Annotated in this window: 17 protein-coding genes and 2 tRNA genes; 11 read left to right on the forward strand and 8 right to left on the reverse strand. The window is 75.7% G+C overall.

Annotated features, from left to right (window positions below; genetic code table 11):
• Positions 1-1,222: 1,222 nt before the first annotated feature.
• A complete protein-coding gene (locus LFA75_RS14020) occupies positions 1,223-1,753 on the reverse strand; it encodes a CGNR zinc finger domain-containing protein (RefSeq protein WP_225234240.1) in 531 nt (176 codons plus the stop codon).
• Between the two features lie 141 nt (positions 1,754-1,894).
• Between LFA75_RS14020 and LFA75_RS14025 the strand changes: the two genes are divergently transcribed.
• The 4 genes from LFA75_RS14025 to LFA75_RS14040 all read left to right on the forward strand — a co-directional run bounded on the left by LFA75_RS14025 (position 1,895) and on the right by LFA75_RS14040 (position 4,742).
• Entirely contained in the window at positions 1,895-3,076 is a 1,182-nt protein-coding gene (locus LFA75_RS14025) for an MFS transporter (RefSeq protein ID WP_225234241.1), read from the forward strand.
• Positions 3,077-3,151: 75 nt separating this feature from the next.
• Positions 3,152-3,240, forward strand: a tRNA-Ser gene (locus tag LFA75_RS14030).
• Between the two features lie 20 nt (positions 3,241-3,260).
• Positions 3,261-3,333, forward strand: a tRNA-Arg gene (locus tag LFA75_RS14035).
• 305 nt (positions 3,334-3,638) lie between these two features.
• Positions 3,639-4,742, forward strand: a complete 1,104-nt coding sequence (locus LFA75_RS14040) for an ABC transporter ATP-binding protein (RefSeq protein ID WP_225234242.1) — start codon at positions 3,639-3,641, stop codon at positions 4,740-4,742.
• Positions 4,743-4,747: 5 nt separating this feature from the next.
• Here LFA75_RS14040 and LFA75_RS14045 read toward each other — a convergent pair whose 3' ends face one another.
• The 3 genes from LFA75_RS14045 to LFA75_RS14055 are packed head-to-tail and all read right to left on the reverse strand — an operon-like array spanning position 4,748 to position 7,678.
• Positions 4,748-5,878 (reverse strand): ROK family protein, encoded by a 1,131-nt coding sequence (locus LFA75_RS14045; protein WP_225234243.1) that lies wholly within the window; start codon positions 5,876-5,878, stop codon positions 4,748-4,750.
• A gap of 8 nt (positions 5,879-5,886) precedes the next feature.
• Positions 5,887-7,353 carry an NAD-dependent succinate-semialdehyde dehydrogenase gene (locus LFA75_RS14050; protein WP_225234244.1) on the reverse strand — a complete coding sequence of 489 codons (1,467 nt, stop codon included), beginning with the start codon at positions 7,351-7,353 and terminating at the stop codon, positions 5,887-5,889.
• 43 nt (positions 7,354-7,396) lie between these two features.
• Positions 7,397-7,678: an MSMEG_0570 family nitrogen starvation response protein gene (locus LFA75_RS14055; protein ID WP_225234245.1), complete on the reverse strand. Its 282-nt coding sequence runs from the start codon at positions 7,676-7,678 to the stop codon at positions 7,397-7,399.
• Between the two features lie 210 nt (positions 7,679-7,888).
• Between LFA75_RS14055 and LFA75_RS14060 the strand changes: the two genes are divergently transcribed.
• Positions 7,889-8,878 carry a YeeE/YedE thiosulfate transporter family protein gene (locus LFA75_RS14060; RefSeq protein WP_225234246.1) on the forward strand — a complete coding sequence of 330 codons (990 nt, stop codon included), beginning with the start codon at positions 7,889-7,891 and terminating at the stop codon, positions 8,876-8,878.
• A gap of 3 nt (positions 8,879-8,881) precedes the next feature.
• On the opposite strand, the gene LFA75_RS14065 is transcribed toward LFA75_RS14060, so the two are convergent.
• Complete coding sequence (locus LFA75_RS14065; RefSeq protein ID WP_225234247.1) at positions 8,882-10,162, reverse strand: alpha-hydroxy-acid oxidizing protein; 1,281 nt, start codon at positions 10,160-10,162, stop codon at positions 8,882-8,884.
• A 931-nt stretch (positions 10,163-11,093) separates the two neighbouring features.
• Here LFA75_RS14065 and LFA75_RS14070 point away from each other — a divergent pair.
• Together LFA75_RS14070 and LFA75_RS14075 are read left to right on the forward strand one after the other, a co-directional pair.
• A complete protein-coding gene (locus LFA75_RS14070; RefSeq protein WP_225234248.1) occupies positions 11,094-11,504 on the forward strand; it encodes a hypothetical protein in 411 nt (136 codons plus the stop codon).
• A gap of 14 nt (positions 11,505-11,518) precedes the next feature.
• Entirely contained in the window at positions 11,519-12,061 is a 543-nt protein-coding gene (locus tag LFA75_RS14075; protein ID WP_225234249.1) for a MarR family winged helix-turn-helix transcriptional regulator, read from the forward strand.
• Between the two features lies 1 nt (position 12,062).
• Here the strand turns inward: LFA75_RS14075 and LFA75_RS14080 are convergent, their stop codons facing one another.
• The 3 genes from LFA75_RS14080 to LFA75_RS14090 are packed head-to-tail and all read right to left on the reverse strand — an operon-like array spanning position 12,063 to position 13,836.
• Positions 12,063-12,299, reverse strand: a complete 237-nt coding sequence (locus LFA75_RS14080) for a DUF2630 family protein (protein ID WP_225234250.1) — start codon at positions 12,297-12,299, stop codon at positions 12,063-12,065.
• Positions 12,300-12,358: 59 nt separating this feature from the next.
• A complete protein-coding gene (locus LFA75_RS14085) occupies positions 12,359-13,267 on the reverse strand; it encodes a prephenate dehydrogenase/arogenate dehydrogenase family protein (RefSeq protein ID WP_225234251.1) in 909 nt (302 codons plus the stop codon).
• Entirely contained in the window at positions 13,264-13,836 is a 573-nt protein-coding gene (locus tag LFA75_RS14090) for a PaaI family thioesterase (protein WP_225234252.1), read from the reverse strand. Before LFA75_RS14090 ends, LFA75_RS14085 begins: the two co-directional genes overlap by 4 nt.
• Positions 13,837-13,846: 10 nt before the next feature.
• Here LFA75_RS14090 and LFA75_RS14095 point away from each other — a divergent pair, with 10 nt between their 5' ends.
• Genes LFA75_RS14095 through tadA form a run of 4 tightly spaced genes read left to right on the forward strand, consistent with a single transcriptional unit; the run spans position 13,847 to position 16,084 of the window.
• Positions 13,847-14,509 (forward strand): O-methyltransferase, encoded by a 663-nt coding sequence (locus LFA75_RS14095; protein ID WP_225234253.1) that lies wholly within the window; start codon positions 13,847-13,849, stop codon positions 14,507-14,509.
• Entirely contained in the window at positions 14,506-14,976 is a 471-nt protein-coding gene (locus LFA75_RS14100; protein WP_225234254.1) for a tRNA adenosine deaminase-associated protein, read from the forward strand. The genes LFA75_RS14095 and LFA75_RS14100 overlap by 4 nt, the downstream gene beginning before the upstream one ends.
• Positions 14,973-15,608, forward strand: coding sequence for an HAD-IA family hydrolase (locus LFA75_RS14105; RefSeq protein ID WP_225234255.1), 636 nt, complete (start codon positions 14,973-14,975; stop codon positions 15,606-15,608). Before LFA75_RS14100 ends, LFA75_RS14105 begins: the two co-directional genes overlap by 4 nt.
• Positions 15,605-16,084 carry a tRNA adenosine(34) deaminase TadA gene (gene tadA / locus LFA75_RS14110; protein WP_225234256.1) on the forward strand — a complete coding sequence of 160 codons (480 nt, stop codon included), beginning with the start codon at positions 15,605-15,607 and terminating at the stop codon, positions 16,082-16,084. The genes LFA75_RS14105 and tadA overlap by 4 nt, the downstream gene beginning before the upstream one ends.
• Positions 16,085-16,090 lie beyond the last annotated feature (6 nt).

Here is a 16,090-nt window from a genome sequence, read left to right on the forward strand (position 1 = left end):
ACACGCCGGTCCCCGGTTCCACCGAGGCCGCCCCCACGGACGGTGCGACGCCCAGCGGCCCCACGACACCGACCGCGCCCCCGGTCTCCGAGCCCGCCCCGGTCTCCGAGCCCACGAGACCAGAGAGGATCTCGTATGCCGTCTTCTGCTTGAAAAAAAAAAAAAAAAAAAAAAAAAAAAAAAAAAAGAAAAGAAAAAGAAAAAAAAAAAAAAAAAAAAAAACAAAAAAAAAAAAAAATAAGGAACGCGAAGTTCTGGTAGGGATGATCGTATGTTATGATAATTAATACGACACTCTAACGAAACTGCATGTTATTGAACACGAGTTATACCGTGCAACATGTNCCGGTCGCCGTCCCCGAGCCGGTGGTGGTGCAGCCCGAGGCCGCGCCGACCGCCGCACCGGTGGCCGCCGCCCCGACGCGGACCCCGCGCCCGACCACGACGACCAGCCGCCGGACCGGCACGCAGCAGCTGCCCGAGCAGCCCACCACCGGCGGGTCGCCCGAGGCCACCACCGCCACCGCGCTGGCCGCCACGGCCGCCGGCGCCGCCCGCACGGGTGCCCAGCACGCCGCGGAGGCCGAGGCCGGCCAGCTCTTGGTCGCCGGCTACGTCACCCGGGCCAACCGCGCCGCGGCCATCGACCTGTCCTCCCCGGTGGACACCGTGGCCGCCGCACTGGCCGAGGCCCGGACCCTCGAGCAGCTCGTCGCCGACCAGTCCGCCGCCGTCGCCGCCTCGCTGGCCGCCGCGCAGGACGCCCGGGGGCAGGCCACCGCGGCCCGCGACCAGGTCCTCGCGCTGCCGCAGACCGCCGCCGGCGTCGCCGACCAGACCGCCTACGCCCAGCAGGTGGTCGCGGCCGCCGGCATCTCCGTCGACCGGGCCGCCGTCGCGGTGGCCGCCGTCGAGCAGGCCACGGCCGCCGTCCAGGACGCCGTCGCCACCCTCTCGGTGCGGGCCGACCGGATCGACCCCGCGTCGTCGTCCGAGCCACTGCCCGACGCCGCCGCGGTCTACGCACTCGGTGCGGTCGTCGTCCTCGGGTTCGGGGTCGCCGGCACCACCGCGGTCGGCGCCCGCCGCGCCACCGTCCGCCGCCGCGTCGCCGCCGTCCGCGGGGCCTGACCGCTCCCCGCGACGAGGCAAGGGATCCCTTCCGCAACTCCGGCGCCGGATCCGTTCGGGAAGGGATCCCTTGCCCGGGCGGGGAGCCTGGTCAGGACTTCTTGCGGGCCCGGTAGGCGGCGACGGTGGAGCGGGACGAGCAGGTGTTGGAGCAGTAGCGGCGGCTCGCGTTGCGCGAGGTGTCCAGGTAGACGTTCCCGCAGCCCTCGGCCGCGCAGACGCCCAGCCGCTGCCAGCCGTGCTGCACCACGACCTGGGACAACCCCATCGCCACCGTGGTGGTCAGCTGCTCCAGCGCGCCGGCCTCGGGGGCCGCGTAGTGCAGGTGCAGCTCGCCGTCGTGGTCGGTGGCGTAGGGCTTCGGGCTGGCCAGGGCGAGCAGCGCGTTGAGCCGGTCCATCACCTGGGCCTGCGAGTCGGCGACGGCGACCTCGCGCACCAGGTCACCGGTGGTCGCCACGGCCTTGACTGCACGGGGGGTGAGCTCGAGCGCCGTGCCCTCGGTGAACCACTCGTGGTGGGCGGCCACGAACGCGGCGGCCCAGGCGGGGTCGTCGCGGTCGGCGTTGGCCAGGTCGACCGCCAGCTCGACGGCGTTGGACCCGTAGTCGTCGTAGTCCATCTCACATCCCCAGCCCGGTGTAGGCGGTCATATGGCTTTGACTCCCTACGGGCGATCTCGTACCGTCGGGAATGCGTAGGGACCTAACCAAGGTTGGCACCCTACGATTCCCCTTCTAGGTCGTACGGAGTGAGCACAGTCATGCGTCAGTACCTCACCGTGTGGCGGCTTCCCTCCGCACCGGTGCTGCTCGTCGCCGGGTTCGCCGGCCGGTTGCCGTCCGCCATGGTCCCCCTCGCGGTCCTGCTGCTGGTGCAGCAGCAGACCGGGTCCTACGCCGTCGCCGGCCTGGCCTCGGCCACCTACGGCATCGCCATGGCCGTGATGGCCCCGGTGCTCGGGCGACTGGCCGATCGTCGCGGACCCCGGCTGGTCCTGCTCGCCCAGTCGGTCACCTACCCGCTGCTGCTCGCCGTCCTCGCCGCCGCCGTGCTGACCTCGACGAACACCGCGGTGATCCTGGGTGCCTCGGCGCTGGCCGGGTTCAGCACCCCGCTGGTCAGCGGCACGGTGCGCGCGCTGTGGTCGCGGGTCGACCCCCGGGTGCGGCCCACCGCCTACGCCCTGGACGCCACCACCACCGAGCTGGTCTTCGTCGCCGGCCCGACCACCGTGGCCACGCTAACCCTGCTGGCCAGCCCGGTCGCCGCGATCGCGCTGGCCGGCGTCTGCACCGTCGTCGGCACGCTCGGACTGGCCTTCTCCGGCGCGATGCGCGCCTGGCGGCCGGCCGTCGCCGTCCAGAAGAGCCTGTTCGCCACGGTCACCGTGCCCGGCATGCCCCGTGTGCTGGTCAGCGGCACCGCGCTGATGCTCGGCTTCGGTGCGATCGAGGTCGCCGTCCCGGCGTTCGCCGACGCCGCCGGCTCGCCCGGCCTGTCCGGCGTCCTGCTCGGGGTGTGGTCGCTGGGCTCGGTCGCCGGCGGGCTGTGGTTCGGCGCCCGGGTGCTGTCGACGTCCCTGCCGCGGCTCTACCGCTGGGGCCTGCTGGGGACGACGATCGGCATGCTCCCGCTGGCCGCCGTCTCCTCGCCGCTGCTGCTCGGGGCGCTGCTGTTCCTGGGCGGCACCGCGATCGCCCCGACGCTGACCGTGCAGAGCTCGCTGGTCGGGTCCATCGCCCCGGCCGACGCCACCACGGAGGCGTTCACCTGGCTGTCGACCATCGCGTTCGGTGCGTCGGCCGTCGGGGCGGCGATCGGCGGCGCGCTGGTGGAGACCTCCTACGGGGTGGGCGGCGCGTTGGTGCTGGCCACGGCCGCGGCGGCGCTGGCCGTCGTCGTCACGCTGCTGCCCGGACGACGGGTCGCCGCACTGGCCTGACACCCCCTGGTGCCACCGGGGAGGAGGCGCTGGTAACCTTCCTCCTCGGTGCTTCCGGGGGAACCTGGCGGCCCGGGAGGCTTCGCCTAGTCCGGTCTATGGCGCCGCACTGCTAATGCGGTTTGGGTTTTGGCCCATCCCGGGTTCAAATCCCGGAGCCTCCGCGCAACAACTGAACACATACGCACCCGTAGCTCAACGGATAGAGCATCTGACTACGGATCAGAAGGTTAGGGGTTCGAATCCCTTCGGGTGCACGTCTGGTTGAGACAGCCGTCGACCCCCGCAGCTCCTCGTGAGCGCGGGGGTCGACGTCTGTCCGGGGTCATCCGGTCTGGCCAATTCTGTGATCTGGGCCACTCGCGCCGTGTCGCGACGGTCGTCCGCGCGACAGCTCGCCCGCCGCACCGAGCCCTGCCCGGCAGCCAGGGGTTCCGTGGCGGAAGCCCCAGCTCGGCGGTCCCCGGGACGGGCCGGCGCAGTCGCCTACGGTCAGCCCCGAACAGGTGTCGCCGGTCACAACGAGGTGCGGCACCGCCGGCTCGGGAGAGGACCCCCCACGATGGCTGCCATCACCTACGACAAGGCCACCCTGCAGTACCCCGGCGCCGACCGTCCGTCGGTCAACGCGCTGGACCTGCACATCGAGGACGGCGAGTTCCTCGTCCTGGTCGGGCCCTCGGGCTGCGGCAAGTCCACCTCGCTGCGCATGCTCGCCGGCCTGGAGGACGTCACCGACGGCACCATCCGGATCGGCGACAAGGACGTCACGCACGTCCCGCCGAAGAACCGGGACATCGCGATGGTCTTCCAGAACTACGCGCTCTACCCGCACATGTCCGTCGCGGACAACATGGGCTTCGCGCTGAAGATCGCCGGCATGGGCAAGGCCGAGATGCGCAGCCGCGTCGAGGAGGCCGCCAAGGTCCTGGACCTCACCGACTACCTGGACCGCAAGCCCAAGGCGCTGTCCGGCGGCCAGCGCCAGCGCGTGGCCATGGGCCGGGCGATCGTGCGCAACCCGCAGGCCTTCCTCATGGACGAGCCGCTGTCCAACCTCGACGCCAAGCTGCGCGTGCAGACCCGCACCGAGATCGCCGCGCTGCAGCGCCGGCTGGGCACCACCACCGTCTACGTCACCCACGACCAGGTCGAGGCCATGACGATGGGCGACCGGGTCGCCGTCCTCAAGGACGGGTTCCTGCAGCAGGTGGACACCCCGCGCAACCTCTACGACAAGCCCGACAACCTCTTCGTCGCCGGCTTCATCGGCTCGCCGGCGATGAACCTGGTCGAGGTGCAGCTCACCGGGGACGGCGCCACCGTCGGCGGCCGGTCGGTCCCGCTGCCCCGTGCCGCCGTCGCCGCGCTGTCCGCGCAGGGCCAGACCTCGGCCACGATCGGCTTCCGGCCCGAGGCCACCTCGCTGACCAGCGCGGAGACCGGGATCCCGTTCGAGGTCACCGTCGTCGAGGAGCTCGGCTCGGACGCCTTCGCCTACGGCTCGTTCCCCGGCGCGCAGACCGAGGCCGGCCGCGACCGCCTCATCACCGTGCGGATCCCCGGCCGGGTCGTGCCGATGAAGGGCGAGACCGTGCACCTGCAGGTCGACTCCGCCGAGGTGCACGTGTTCAACACGGAGTCGGGCAAGCGGATCGACGTCTGACGGCGTCAGGCCGGGGTGAGCCAGCCCGCGCCCGCGGTGAACCGCTGCACCGCGGTCCCGGCGGCCGCCCGCGCCCAGGCGACGGCGTCCTGGTCGCGCACGGTGATCTCGACCGGGCGCGACCAGGGGTCGCGGTGCTCGTCCAGGGCGGCCTGCAGGCTCTCGTAGCCCACCACGGCCAGGTCGGCGCCGTCCCCGCCCAGCAGCACCTGGTGCACCCCCGTCGTCGCCGACACCACGCCGACCAGCCGGCCCAGCGCCGCGGCGGCGTCGTCGACCACCCGGCGGGGGCGGACCTCGCCGTCCACCGCGCCGCCCAGCAGCTCGGCCCAGGTGGTCGGCGCCCCGGTGGCCACGTGCGCGGCGGCCAGCACGGCGGTAGTGGTCAGCAGCGACCCGGCGCAGCCGCGGTGGCCCCGGGGGCACCGCGGTCCGGCCCCGCCCAGCGGCAGGTGCCCCAGCTGCGGCAGGCCGGTGTCCACCACCCGGTCGTCGACCACCAGGCCGTAGCCGATCCCGGCCCCCACGGTCAGCACGGCGAACGAGGCGTGCTCCCGGCCGAGCCCGAACCAGTGCTCGGCGCGGGTCAGGCAGGCCAGGTCGGCGTCCACCCGGACCGGCCACCCGGTCCGCCCGGCGACGAGGCCGCCGAGGTCGACCGGCGTCCGCCAGCCCAGCGCGTCGGCGTGCAGCACCCGGCCGGCCGCGTCGACCCGGCCGTCCAGGGCGATGCCGGTGCCGGCCGGCGGCGGGCCGGCGCCCACCAGCCGGGCGACCAGGTCGGTGACGGTGCCGGCGACGGCCTCGGGGGAGCGGTCGGGCAGCGGGGCCGACGCCTGGTCCAGCACGGTCGTGCGGAGGTCGGTGCACACCGCCCACACCTCGCTGCCCCGCACGCAGACCCCGACGAACCGGTGCCGGTCCAGGGCGACGTCCAGCGGCCGGGTGGGCCGGCGGGTCGCCGGGTCGGTGACCGGGTCGGTCTCCACCAGCACCCCGGCGTCCACCAGCGGCCGGCCCAGCCGGGTCAGGCTGCCCGGCGACAGGCCCAGCGCCCGGGCCACCGCGCCGCGGTGGACCGGGCCCGAGCGCAGCACGTGCAGGGCGACCTGGTGGGCGCTGTCCTCGGGGTCCACCGCCGCGGCTACAGCGGGAAGCTGACGTACTTGGTGGTCAGGTACTCGCCGATGCCCTCGTGGCCGCCCTCGCGGCCCAGCCCGGACTGCTTCACCCCGCCGAACGGGGCGGCCGGGTCGGAGACGACGCCGCGGTTGATGCCGACCATCCCGGACTCCAGGGCCTCGGCCAGCCGGAGCCCGCGGGCCAGGTCGCCGGTGTAGACGTAGGCGACCAGGCCGAACGGGGTGGAGTTGGCCAGCTCCAGCGCCTCGGCGTCGTCGGAGAAGGTGGCGATCGGGGCCACCGGCCCGAACGTCTCCTCGCGCATCGCGGCGGAGTCGGCGGGGACGTCGACGAGCACGGTGGGCGGGTAGAAGTAGCCCGGGCCCTCGGGCCGGGTGCCGCCGGTGACGGTGCGGGCGCCGGCCTCGACGGTGGAGCGCACGATCCGGTCGACCTTGGCGACGGTCTCCTCGTTGACCAGCGGCCCGAGGGTGACGCCCTCGTCGGAGCCGCGGCCCACGGTCATCGCGCCCATGCGGGCGGCCAGCTTCTCGCTGAAGGCGGCAGCGACCGACGACTGCACGTAGAAGCGGTTGGCCGCGGTGCAGGCCTCGCCGCCGTTGCGCATCTTGGCCAGCATCGCGCCGTCGACGGCGGCGTCGAGGTCGGCGTCGTCGCAGACCAGGAAGGGGGCGTTGCCGCCGAGCTCCATCGAGGACACCAGCACCTGGTCGGCGGCCTGCTTGAGCAGGATCTTGCCGACCTCGGTGGACCCGGTGAAGCTGATCTTGCGGGTGCGGGGGTCGGCCATGGCGGTGGCCACGACGTCCTTCGCGTTCATCGTCGGCACGATGTTGACCACGCCGTCGGGCACGCCGGCCTCGGCCAGCACCTGGGCCAGCAGCAGCGCGGTGAGCGGGGTGTCCTCGGCGGGCTTGACCACGCTGGTGCAGCCCGCGGCGATCGCCGGGCCGAGCTTGCGGGTGAGCATGGCGGCCGGGAAGTTCCACGGCGTGACCAGCAGGCAGACCCCGACCGGCTGGTGGGTGACCACGGTGCGGGTGCCGCCGGCCGGGGCGACCCGGTAGTCGCCGTCGATCCGCACGGCCTCCTCGGCGAACCAGCGGAAGAACTCCGCGGCGTAGGTGAGCTCGGCGCGGGCGTCGGGCAGGGCCTTGCCGTTCTCCCGGGTCATGAGCAGCGCGAACTCCTCCGCGCGGGCGGTCATGATCTCGAAGGCCTTCCGCAGCATCTCCGACCGCTTGCGGGGCGGGGTGGCGGCGAAGCCGGGAAGCGCGGCCGCGGCGGCGTCGCCCGCGGCGGTCACGTCGTCGGTCGTGCCGTCGGCGACCGGGGCCAGCACCGTGCCGTCGGCGGGGTCGAGGACGTCGAACACCGCGCCCGAGGACGAGGGGCGCCACTGCCCGCCGATGAGGAGCCCGGTCGGGACGGGGGACTCGAGGCCGGGGATGCGCACGTCGGAGGTCACGGGGTCATCCCACCACCGCACGGGCCGCCGGCGCAGCCCGGGTTCAGCGACGCCGGAACGCCGTCACGGTGACCTCACCGTCGGTGAACCCCGCCGCCCGCTCCTCGATCGCGGCCAGCGTCGCGGCCGCCCGCGAGCAGGGGAAGCCCCAGCGGGCCTGCACCCGGTCGCTGGCCGTCGCCATGGCCTGCCGGCTCAGCGCCACGAACTCGGGCACCGGGTACGGGTGGCCGGCGGTGAAGACCTCCTCGACCACCAGCGACGGGGAGTAGACCGACTGGGAGCGGCCGTCGGGCCAGCGGACGTCGAACTCGACCTCGGGCATGCCGGTCATCGTGGGGCGGGGCGCCGGTCCTGGCGGTCTGGCCGCGTTGGTCGGTCTCCGTCAGTGGTGCTGAGGAGCCATTCATCTGCCGGCTGCCCCGCCCACGAACACTGTGACCCACGCCACTCGGCGGCGTCAACCCCCGCCCGGCGCGGCGTGCGGAGCCGACGGGGGTGACGACCACCGCCGACAGGTGTGGACACTGGCCCCGTGCTGGTCGGTGCGGTGACGGGGCTGGTGGCCGGTGTGCTGCTGGGTGCCGTGCTGCACCGCGGGCAGCTGTGCTTTCACGCCCTCGCCGCCGGGGTGGGCGAGGGCCGGCGTGCCCTGCTGCGGGCCTGGCTGCTGGGCGTGGCGCTGGGCTCGGTGGGGCTGGCCGCCCTCTACGCCACCCCGCTCGGCGACGGCCTGTCCACCGGCCTGCCGTTCCGGCCGGTGGCCGCGGTGGTCGGCGGGCTGCTGATCGGCGTCGGCATGGCCGTGGCCCGCAGCTGCGTGAGCGGCCTGTTCTACAAGCTGGGCGAGGGCATGCTGGGCGCGCTCGTCGGGCTGGTCGGCTGGGCGGTGGGCGAGCTGCTCGCCCGGCAGGTGGCGGTGCCCGGGCCCACGGTGCTCCCCGGCGGGGACGGCGGGACGATCCCCGGGGTGCTCGGGCTGCCCCGGTGGGCCGTGGCGGTGGTGTTCCTCGCGGTCGTGGTCGCCGGCACCGTGGCGCACCGCCGGCGCCGGGGGCCGGACACCCCGGTGCACGCGTGGCAGTGGACCGGGCCCCGGCTCGGGGTGGCGCTGGGCGTCGTCCTGGTCGCGGGGTGGGCGCTGGCCGGGCTGGGCGGGGCCTCGTTCGGGCCGAGCACGGTGGGTGCGGTGTCCGGGCTGGTCAGCGGCTCGCCGAACCCGTGGCTGCTGGCCTTCCTGCCCGGCCTGGTGCTGGGCTCGGCCGTGGTCGCCCGCCGGGACCGGGCGCTGCGGGTCCGCGGGGAGCAGCCGGTGCGCTACGCCCAGCTCGCCCTGGGCGGGCTGCTGCTGGGTGCGGGCGGCTTGGTCGCCGGCGGGTGCAACCTGGGCCACGGGCTGTCCGGGGTGGCGCAGCTGAACGTGTCGAGCTGGGTCGTCGTCGCGGCCATCACCGCCGGCGTGCTGCTCACCCGGCGGCTGGTCACCGCCCGCGACGGCCGGGACGAGGCCACCGTCCGGGCGTGAGGCTCAGGCCCGGCGCAGCACGTCGGGCGAGAGCTGGTCGACCGCGGTGTGCCCGGTCAGGCCCAGGGTGAGGTCGAACTCGCCGACCACGTCCTCCACCACCTGCCGGACGCCGCCCTCGCCGGCCAGCCCGAGGCCGTAGACGTAGGAGCGGCCCAGCAGGCAGGCCCGGGCACCCAGCGCCGTCGCCACGAACACGTCGGCGCCGCTGCGCACCCCGGAGTCCAGCAGCACCGGGACGGCGTCGTCGACCGCGGTCAGCACGTCGGGCAGCGCGTCCAGGGCGCCGATCGAGCGGTCCACCTGCCGGCCACCGTGCGTGCTCACCACCAGCCCGTCGACGCCCTCGTCGACCGCGCGGCGGGCGTCGTCGGGGTGCAGCACGCCCTTGAGCAGCAGCGGCAGCCGGGTCTGCGCGCGCAGCCAGGCCAGGTCGGCCCAGGTGATGGAGGGCCGGGAGTAGATGGACAGGAAGGTCTCGACGGCGGCCCGGGGGAGCGGGGAGCGCAGGTTGTCGGCCAGCGACCCCGGCCATGCCCGAGCCATGCCGACCAGCGCCCGGACGGCGGCGACGGTGGGCCGGGGCTGCGGGTCCCGCGGCGGCGCGGCGGCGGCCCGCTCCTCGACCAGCCGGCGGAACACCGGGTCGGAGGTGTACTGCGCGATGCCCTTGCCCAGCGCGAACGGCAGGTGGCCCAGGTCCAGGTCCCGCGGGCGCCAGCCCAGCATCGTGGTGTCCAGGGTGACCACGACCGCCTCGCAGCCGCTGGCCTCGGCCCGGTGCAGCATGCTCGAGACGAGCTCGTCGGACGTCGACCAGTACAGCTGCATCCAGCGCGGGCTGTCGCCCATGGCCGCCGCGGTGGTCTCCATCGGCACCGACGCCTGGTTGGAGAACACCATCGGGATGCCGGTGGCCGCCGCGGCCCGGGCGACCGCCAGGTCGGCGTCGGCGTGCACCAGCTCGAGCGCGCCCACCGGGCCCAGCAGCAGCGGGGCGGGCAGCCGGCGGCCGAACAGCTCCACCGAGGTGTCCCGGCTGGACACGTCGCGCAGCACCCGCGGCACCACCTGCCAGCGGTCGATCGCGGCCCGGTCGGCCCGGACCGTGGCCTCCCCGCCGGCCCCGCCGGCGACGTACCCCAGCGCGCGGTCGGTCAGCTTCCGGCGGGCCGCGGCGGCCAGCGCGGTGTGCACGGTCGGCACGAGGGGACGGCGGCCGTACACCCCGGCCCGGTAGACCTCGTCCTGCCGACGCCGCCCGGTCCCCGCCCCTGCATCCATCCCGTGACGCTATCCCCGCCGCTGCCCGGGCCGCCGGGTGCACGACTGCGGTGGTCCGACGGGCCCCGGGACCAGCGCAGTCGTGCACTCGCCGCCCCGCGGACAGGCTTCCGCCCCAGGGGTCCCACCGGCCCCGGACACGCCGCCGACACGCCCGGGACCAGGGCGCGGGGGTCGACAAACGGCCCAGGTCCGTGGGGATGATGGGCCCACCGGTGGCCGAGGTCCCGACCTCCGGTGATGACTCGTGGGAGGTGCGGGGTGCGCAGGGCGATGCCGGGAGCGGTCCCCGCACGCCGTCCTGCGCTGCTCCCGACCGGGACCCTGACCATCGCGCTCCTCGTGGCCGGTGTGCTGCTGGCCGGCCCCGCGACGGCCGCGCCGACCACCACCCCGGAGCCGACCGCCGGCACGACGTCGTCGTCCGCGGCCGCCGCGGTCGTGGACCCCGCCCGGCCGACGGCGCGGGTGGTGCACGGACCCAACTGCTCCGACGGCTTCGTCCGCGTCGAGGTCACCGCCGGCACCGCGGCCCGCACCGTCGCGCTGCGCTACGACGGCGCCGGCACCGGGTCCGCGGTGGACCTGGCGGCCGGCGAGCGGGTCACCCTGGAGGGCACCGAGGTCGCCCCGGGCACCGTCGTGGCCGTCTCGGTCGCGGTCGGCGGACCGGACGGCGACGAGCAGCCGGTGGACCTGGGCACCTACCCGCGGCCCAGCACCGAGGACTGCGAGGCGGTCACCGGCCCCACCGGCCCCACCGGGACGACGGCGCCGACCACCCCNCCCGACCACCCCGCCCACCTCCGGGCCCTCGACGGGGCCGTCGACCGGGACCTCGACCGGGCCGTCGTCGGGACCGACCCCGGCACCCACCCCGGGGTCGACGACCGGCCCGGCGCCGACCGCCACCGCGACGCCGGACGGTCCGGTGGGTGGCTCCACCTCGACCGGGCAGGTCTCCCCGGGCAGCGTGCTGACCATCCGCGGCAGCGGGTTCGCCCCCGGCGAGCAGGTCACCGTCTCCCTCGACGGCAGCACCACCCCGCTGGCGACGGTCACCGCCGACGACCAGGGCCGGGTCGAGGCCGCGGTGCAGATCCCGCAGGACGTGCTGCTCGGCCCGGCCGTCGTCCGGCTGGTGGGGTCGGACTCCACCGCCGCGACCTCGGTCGCCCTCGAGGTCGCCGCGCGGGACACCGTCGAGCACGCCGGCCGCACGCCGCTGCCGCTGCTGGCCGCCGGGCTGGCGCTGCTGGGGGCGGCCGTCGGGCTGGCCACCGTCGCGGCCCGCCGTCCGCGCGCCGACGACTGGCAGCCGCCCGCCGGCACGGCCGGCTGACGGGGCCGGCGGAGATGGTGGAGCGGCACGGCCGGCACGGCAACCCGCGCCCGGCGCACCCGGCCCGTCCCCGCGGGGCGGCCGCGGCGCCGCCGCGGGACCTGCGCGGGCTGGCCGGCGCCGCACCCGGGGCGGCGGAGACCTGGCTGCGGATCGGCCAGGTGCACGAGCGGGTCGGCCGGCGGCTGGACGCGGCGCTGCGGGCGCAGCACGGGGTCTCGCTGGCCGACCTGCGGCTGCTCCGGCTGGTCGACGCGGTGCAGGGCGAGCGGGCCTCGGTCGGCCGGCTGGCCGACGAGGTCGGGTCCTCGGCGACCGGGGTGGGCCAGGCGCTGGCCCGGCTGGCCGAGGACGGATGGCTCACCCGGGAGCGCAGCGCCACCGACCGGCGGACCACCTGCGCCCGGCTGACCGAGCGCGGCCGCCGTCGGCTGGCGCAGGCGGGCAGCACGCACGACCTGCTGCTGGCCCACCTGCTCGGCGCGCTGGGCGCCGCGGCCGGCCCGGTCACCGATGCGCTGACCCGGGTGGCCGCGGCGGCCCGCCCGCCGCGCTGACCTACTGCAGGTAGCCCTCCACCTGGGACTCCGGCCGGTCGGTGGCCTCGCCCGGGTCCTGGCCGTACTGCTGCTTGGCCCGCCGCTGGCGCAGGAGGTCCCATGCCTGGTCCAGGTGCCGCTCGAGCTCGGCGATCCGGGCGCGCTCGTCGTCCCCGTGCTCGGCCGCGGTCTCGCGGAGCTTGTGCTCCTCCTCCACCAGTTCGTGGATCCGGCCCAGGATGTCCTGCTCGTTCACGCGCATCTCCTCGTCGTCGTCCGGGGTGTTCCCTGCCCGGCCGGTGGCCGGGACAACCGTCAGGCCGGCATCGAGCCCTCGACGAAGGCGGCTAGCCGGCGCTCCACCGCGCCGCCCGCACGGCCCAGGGCCAGCAGCGCGGCCCGGTCCAGCGGCACCCGGACCGGGCGCCGCCCCTGCGGTCGGGCGGCGACCGCGTGGCCGGCCTCGACCAGCTCGGGCCACGGCCGGCCGAGCTGTGCCCGGACGGCGTCCAGCGCGGCCGTGGTCGGCGCGGCGTTGCCCTCGACCATCGCGGTGACGAAGCCGGGGTCGCTGCCGATCACCCGGGTGCCGCTGGCGAAGCTGCCGGCGGCCAGGCCCAGGGCCAGCGGTCCCGCCTCGGCGGCCGCGGCGGCCAGCGCGGCGGCCAGCAGGTGCGGCACGTGGCTGACCGCGGCGACGGCGGCGTCGTGCTCCGCGGCGGTCACCGGCACCACCGACGCACCCACCGCCAGGGCGACCTCGGCGACCCGCAGCCACCGGGGCAGCTCGGTGCCCGGCTCCAGGCACACCGCCCAGCGGGCGCCGCGGAACAGCTCCGGGTCGGTCGCGGCGTGCCCGCTGCGCTCGGTGCCGCACATGGGGTGGCCGCCGACGAAGCGGGACCCGAACCGGGCGCCGAGGTCGGCCAGCACCGGGACCTTGACCGAGCCCAGGTCGGTGACCGTGGCGTCCGCGGCGACGTCCAGGCCCTCCAGCGCGGTGCCCAGGGCCGGGATCGGCGTGGCCAGCACGACCACCCCGGACAGCGCGCGCCCGATGGACACCCCTCGGGCCGCGGCGGCGTCGCGCGCGGCGGGGTCGGTGTCCCAGCCGGTCACGGTGCGCCCGGCGGCGACCAGCGCGGCGGCCAGCGACCCGCCCAGCTGGCCCAGCCCGACCACCGCGACCGGCGGCGCCTGCATCGTGGGGACCGGCAAGGTCACTGGAGCTCGTCGGGTGCCGGGGTGGGCCCGGACGGGTTGGTGCCGGGGCCCGGCGTCGGCAGCGGGGTCTCCACGGCGGAGATCTGCATCGTCGGCGGCACCGGGGGAGGGGCGCCCATCGCGACCACCTCGTCGTCGCCGGGCAGCGCCCACGGGGTGCCCAGCCGGAAGACCCGGGCCAGCGCGGTGGCCACCAGCCGGCCGTCGCCGGCGGTGGCCTCGATCCGGTAGACCGCCGTCCGGGCGCTGCGGTGCACCTCGGTGCCCACTGCGGTGAGCAGGTCGCCGGGCCGGCCGGGGGCGAGGAACTCGGTGTGCACGTCCTGGGCGACGGCGAGCGTGCCGTGGCTGTTGCTGACCGCGGCGTGCACCACGTCCAGCAGCGCCATCGTCGCGCCGCCGTGCGCGGTGCCGGCGGCGTTGAGGTGCGCCGGGCCGACGGTCATCGTCGCCCGGGCGTACCCGGGCGAGACCTGCTCGAGGGTGATGCCCAGCTGGGCGGCGAGCGGGTCGGCCGCGAGGACCGCGAAGAGCTCCGGGGAGATGTCGGGCTCGGGCACGTCGGTCATGATCGCACCCATGACGCCCCAGTCGTTCCTCCTGAGCGCCGAGCTGGCGGACTACGTCCGCGGCGCGGCCGACCCGCCGGACGACGTCGTGGCCGACCTGGTCGCCGAGACCGCGGCGATGACCGCCGCCGGCGACGGCCGGCCCACCTACCAGGTCGCCCCCGAGCAGGCCGCCCTGCTGACCCTGCTGACCCGCATCTCCGGCGCCCGCTGGGCGGTCGAGATCGGCACGTTCACCGGGCTCAGCGCCCTGGCCATCGCCCGCGGCCTGCCCGAGGACGGCGGCCTGCTGTGCCTGGACCGCGACGCCCGCTGGACCGACGTCGCCCGCCGGTACTGGGCCCGCGCCGGGGTGGCCGAGCGGGTCGAGCTGCGGCTGGGCCAGGCCGCCGACCTGCTGGCCGCCCTGCCCGTGCGCCCCACGTTCGACCTGGCGTTCGTCGACGCCGACAAGACGGGCTACGCCGGCTACGTCGACGCCCTGCACCCACGGATGCACCCCGGAGGACTGCTCGTGCTGGACAACACCCTGCGGGCCGGCCGCGTGCTGGACCCGCGCGACGACGACGACCGGGCGATCGCCGCGCTGAACACGGCGCTGGCCGTCGACGACCGCTTCGACACCGTGCTGCTGCCGGTCGCCGACGGCCTGACCCTGCTGCGCGTCCGATGACCGAGCAGCTGGCCTCCTGGGCCGTCCTCGTCACCCGGGCCGGCACCGGCTGGGAGGTCCGCCGGCTCGCCGACCACGCCGACACCGAGCTGCCGGTGCTGGAGAGGTCGCTGACCGGGGACTGGCCGGGGCCGTTCGTCGTCGTGGTGGACACCCGGCTGTACTTCGTCGCGCTGACCCACGGGCCCGGCGGCATGGTGCGGGCGATGATCAGCGACGGCGGGCTGCCGGAGTTCCTGCTGGCCGCCGAGGTGATGGAGCGCTACGGCATCGAGGGCGTCGAGGTGGACGCCGACGACGAGGAGGAGCCCCCCGCCGGCGACCTGGACCTGTTCGCCGACGCCGGCCTGCCCCGGGCCGACCTGGAGCAGATCCTCACCGCCGACCTGTGGGCCGACGAGATGGTCGCCGAGATCGCGCAGCGGCTGGGCTTCGCCGCCGAGCTGGCCGCGGCGGTGCGCGCGTGAGCGTCGTCGTCTTCGACCTCGGCGGGGTGATCACCACCAGCCCGCTGGCCGCGTTCGGGGACTACGAGCGGTCGGCCGGCCTGCCGCTGGGCCTCGTGGCCCGCCTCAACATCGCGAACGCGCACACCAACGCCTGGGCCCGGTTCGAGCGCGGCGAGCTCGACCGGGACGGCTTCGTCGAGGTCTTCGAGGCCGAGGCCCGCGCGGCCGGCCACGAGGTCGACGCCACCGCGGTGCTCGACGCCCTGCACGGCGCGGTCCGGCCCGAGGTGGTCGCCGCCATCGAGGCCCTGCGGGCGGCGGGGGTGCCGCTGGCGCTGCTGACCAACAACGCCGCACCGATGGACCCGGCCTCCGAGCACGGTGCGCTGACGGCGTTGTTCGACGTCGTCGTGGAGAGCTCGGTCGAGGGCATCCGCAAGCCCGAGCCGGCGATCTACCCGCTGACCACCGACCGGCTGGCCGCGGCGATCGGGCGGGCGGTGGACCCGGCCGAGGTGGTCTACCTGGACGACCTCGGCCCCAACCTCAAGCCGGCCCGGGCGCTGGGCTGGCACACGGTCAAGGTCGTCGACCCGGCCGACGCCCTGGCCGAGCTGGCCCGGGTGACCGGGATCGACCTGTCGACATGACGACATCCCTCCACGGAGACGCCCTGGACCGGGCCATGGGCCGCGCCCTCGAGCTGGCCGCCGCCGCGGGGGAGTGGGGCGACACGCCGATCGGTGCCGTCGTCCTGGGTCCCGACGGCGCCGTGCTGGCCGAGGCCGCCAACGAGCGGGAGAAGGACGGCGACCCCACCGCGCACGCCGAGGTGCTGGCGCTGCGGGCCGCGGCCCGGGTGCACGGCGACGGCTGGCGGCTGACCGGTGCCACCCTGGTGGTGACGCTGGAGCCGTGCACCATGTGCGCCGGCGCGGCGGTGCTGTCCCGGGTCGGCCGGGTGGTCTACGGCGCGCCCGACCCCAAGGCCGGGGCGGCCGGGTCGCTGTGGGACGTGGTGCGCGACCGGCGGCTCAACCACCGGCCCGAGGTGGTCGCCGGGATCCGCGCGGAGGAGTGCGGCGCGCTGCTGAGGGAGTTCTTCCGCGCCCGGCGCGGCCTGTAGTGTGCT

The sequence above is a fragment of the Klenkia terrae genome, assembly GCF_900491935.1.
GTDB classification, from domain to species: domain Bacteria; phylum Actinomycetota; class Actinomycetes; order Mycobacteriales; family Geodermatophilaceae; genus Klenkia; species Klenkia terrae.

What these genes read in the sequence shown, in the direction of transcription:
- LFA75_RS14020 (WP_225234240.1), bottom strand. Translation starts at nt 1,753, where the DNA reads ATGGACTACGACGACTACGGGTCCAACGCCGTCGAGCTGGCGGTCGAC.
- LFA75_RS14075 (WP_225234249.1), top strand. Translation starts at nt 11,519, where the DNA reads ATGGTGGAGCGGCACGGCCGGCACGGCAACCCGCGCCCGGCGCACCCG.
- LFA75_RS14040 (WP_225234242.1), top strand. Translation starts at nt 3,639, where the DNA reads ATGGCTGCCATCACCTACGACAAGGCCACCCTGCAGTACCCCGGCGCC.
- LFA75_RS14090 (WP_225234252.1), bottom strand. Translation starts at nt 13,836, where the DNA reads ATGACCGACGTGCCCGAGCCCGACATCTCCCCGGAGCTCTTCGCGGTC.
- LFA75_RS14100 (WP_225234254.1), top strand. Translation starts at nt 14,506, where the DNA reads ATGACCGAGCAGCTGGCCTCCTGGGCCGTCCTCGTCACCCGGGCCGGC.
- LFA75_RS14025 (WP_225234241.1), top strand. Translation starts at nt 1,895, where the DNA reads ATGCGTCAGTACCTCACCGTGTGGCGGCTTCCCTCCGCACCGGTGCTG.
- LFA75_RS14065 (WP_225234247.1), bottom strand. Translation starts at nt 10,162, where the DNA reads ATGGATGCAGGGGCGGGGACCGGGCGGCGTCGGCAGGACGAGGTCTAC.
- tadA (WP_225234256.1), top strand. Translation starts at nt 15,605, where the DNA reads ATGACGACATCCCTCCACGGAGACGCCCTGGACCGGGCCATGGGCCGC.
- LFA75_RS14055 (WP_225234245.1), bottom strand. Translation starts at nt 7,678, where the DNA reads ATGCCCGAGGTCGAGTTCGACGTCCGCTGGCCCGACGGCCGCTCCCAG.
- LFA75_RS14095 (WP_225234253.1), top strand. Translation starts at nt 13,847, where the DNA reads ATGACGCCCCAGTCGTTCCTCCTGAGCGCCGAGCTGGCGGACTACGTC.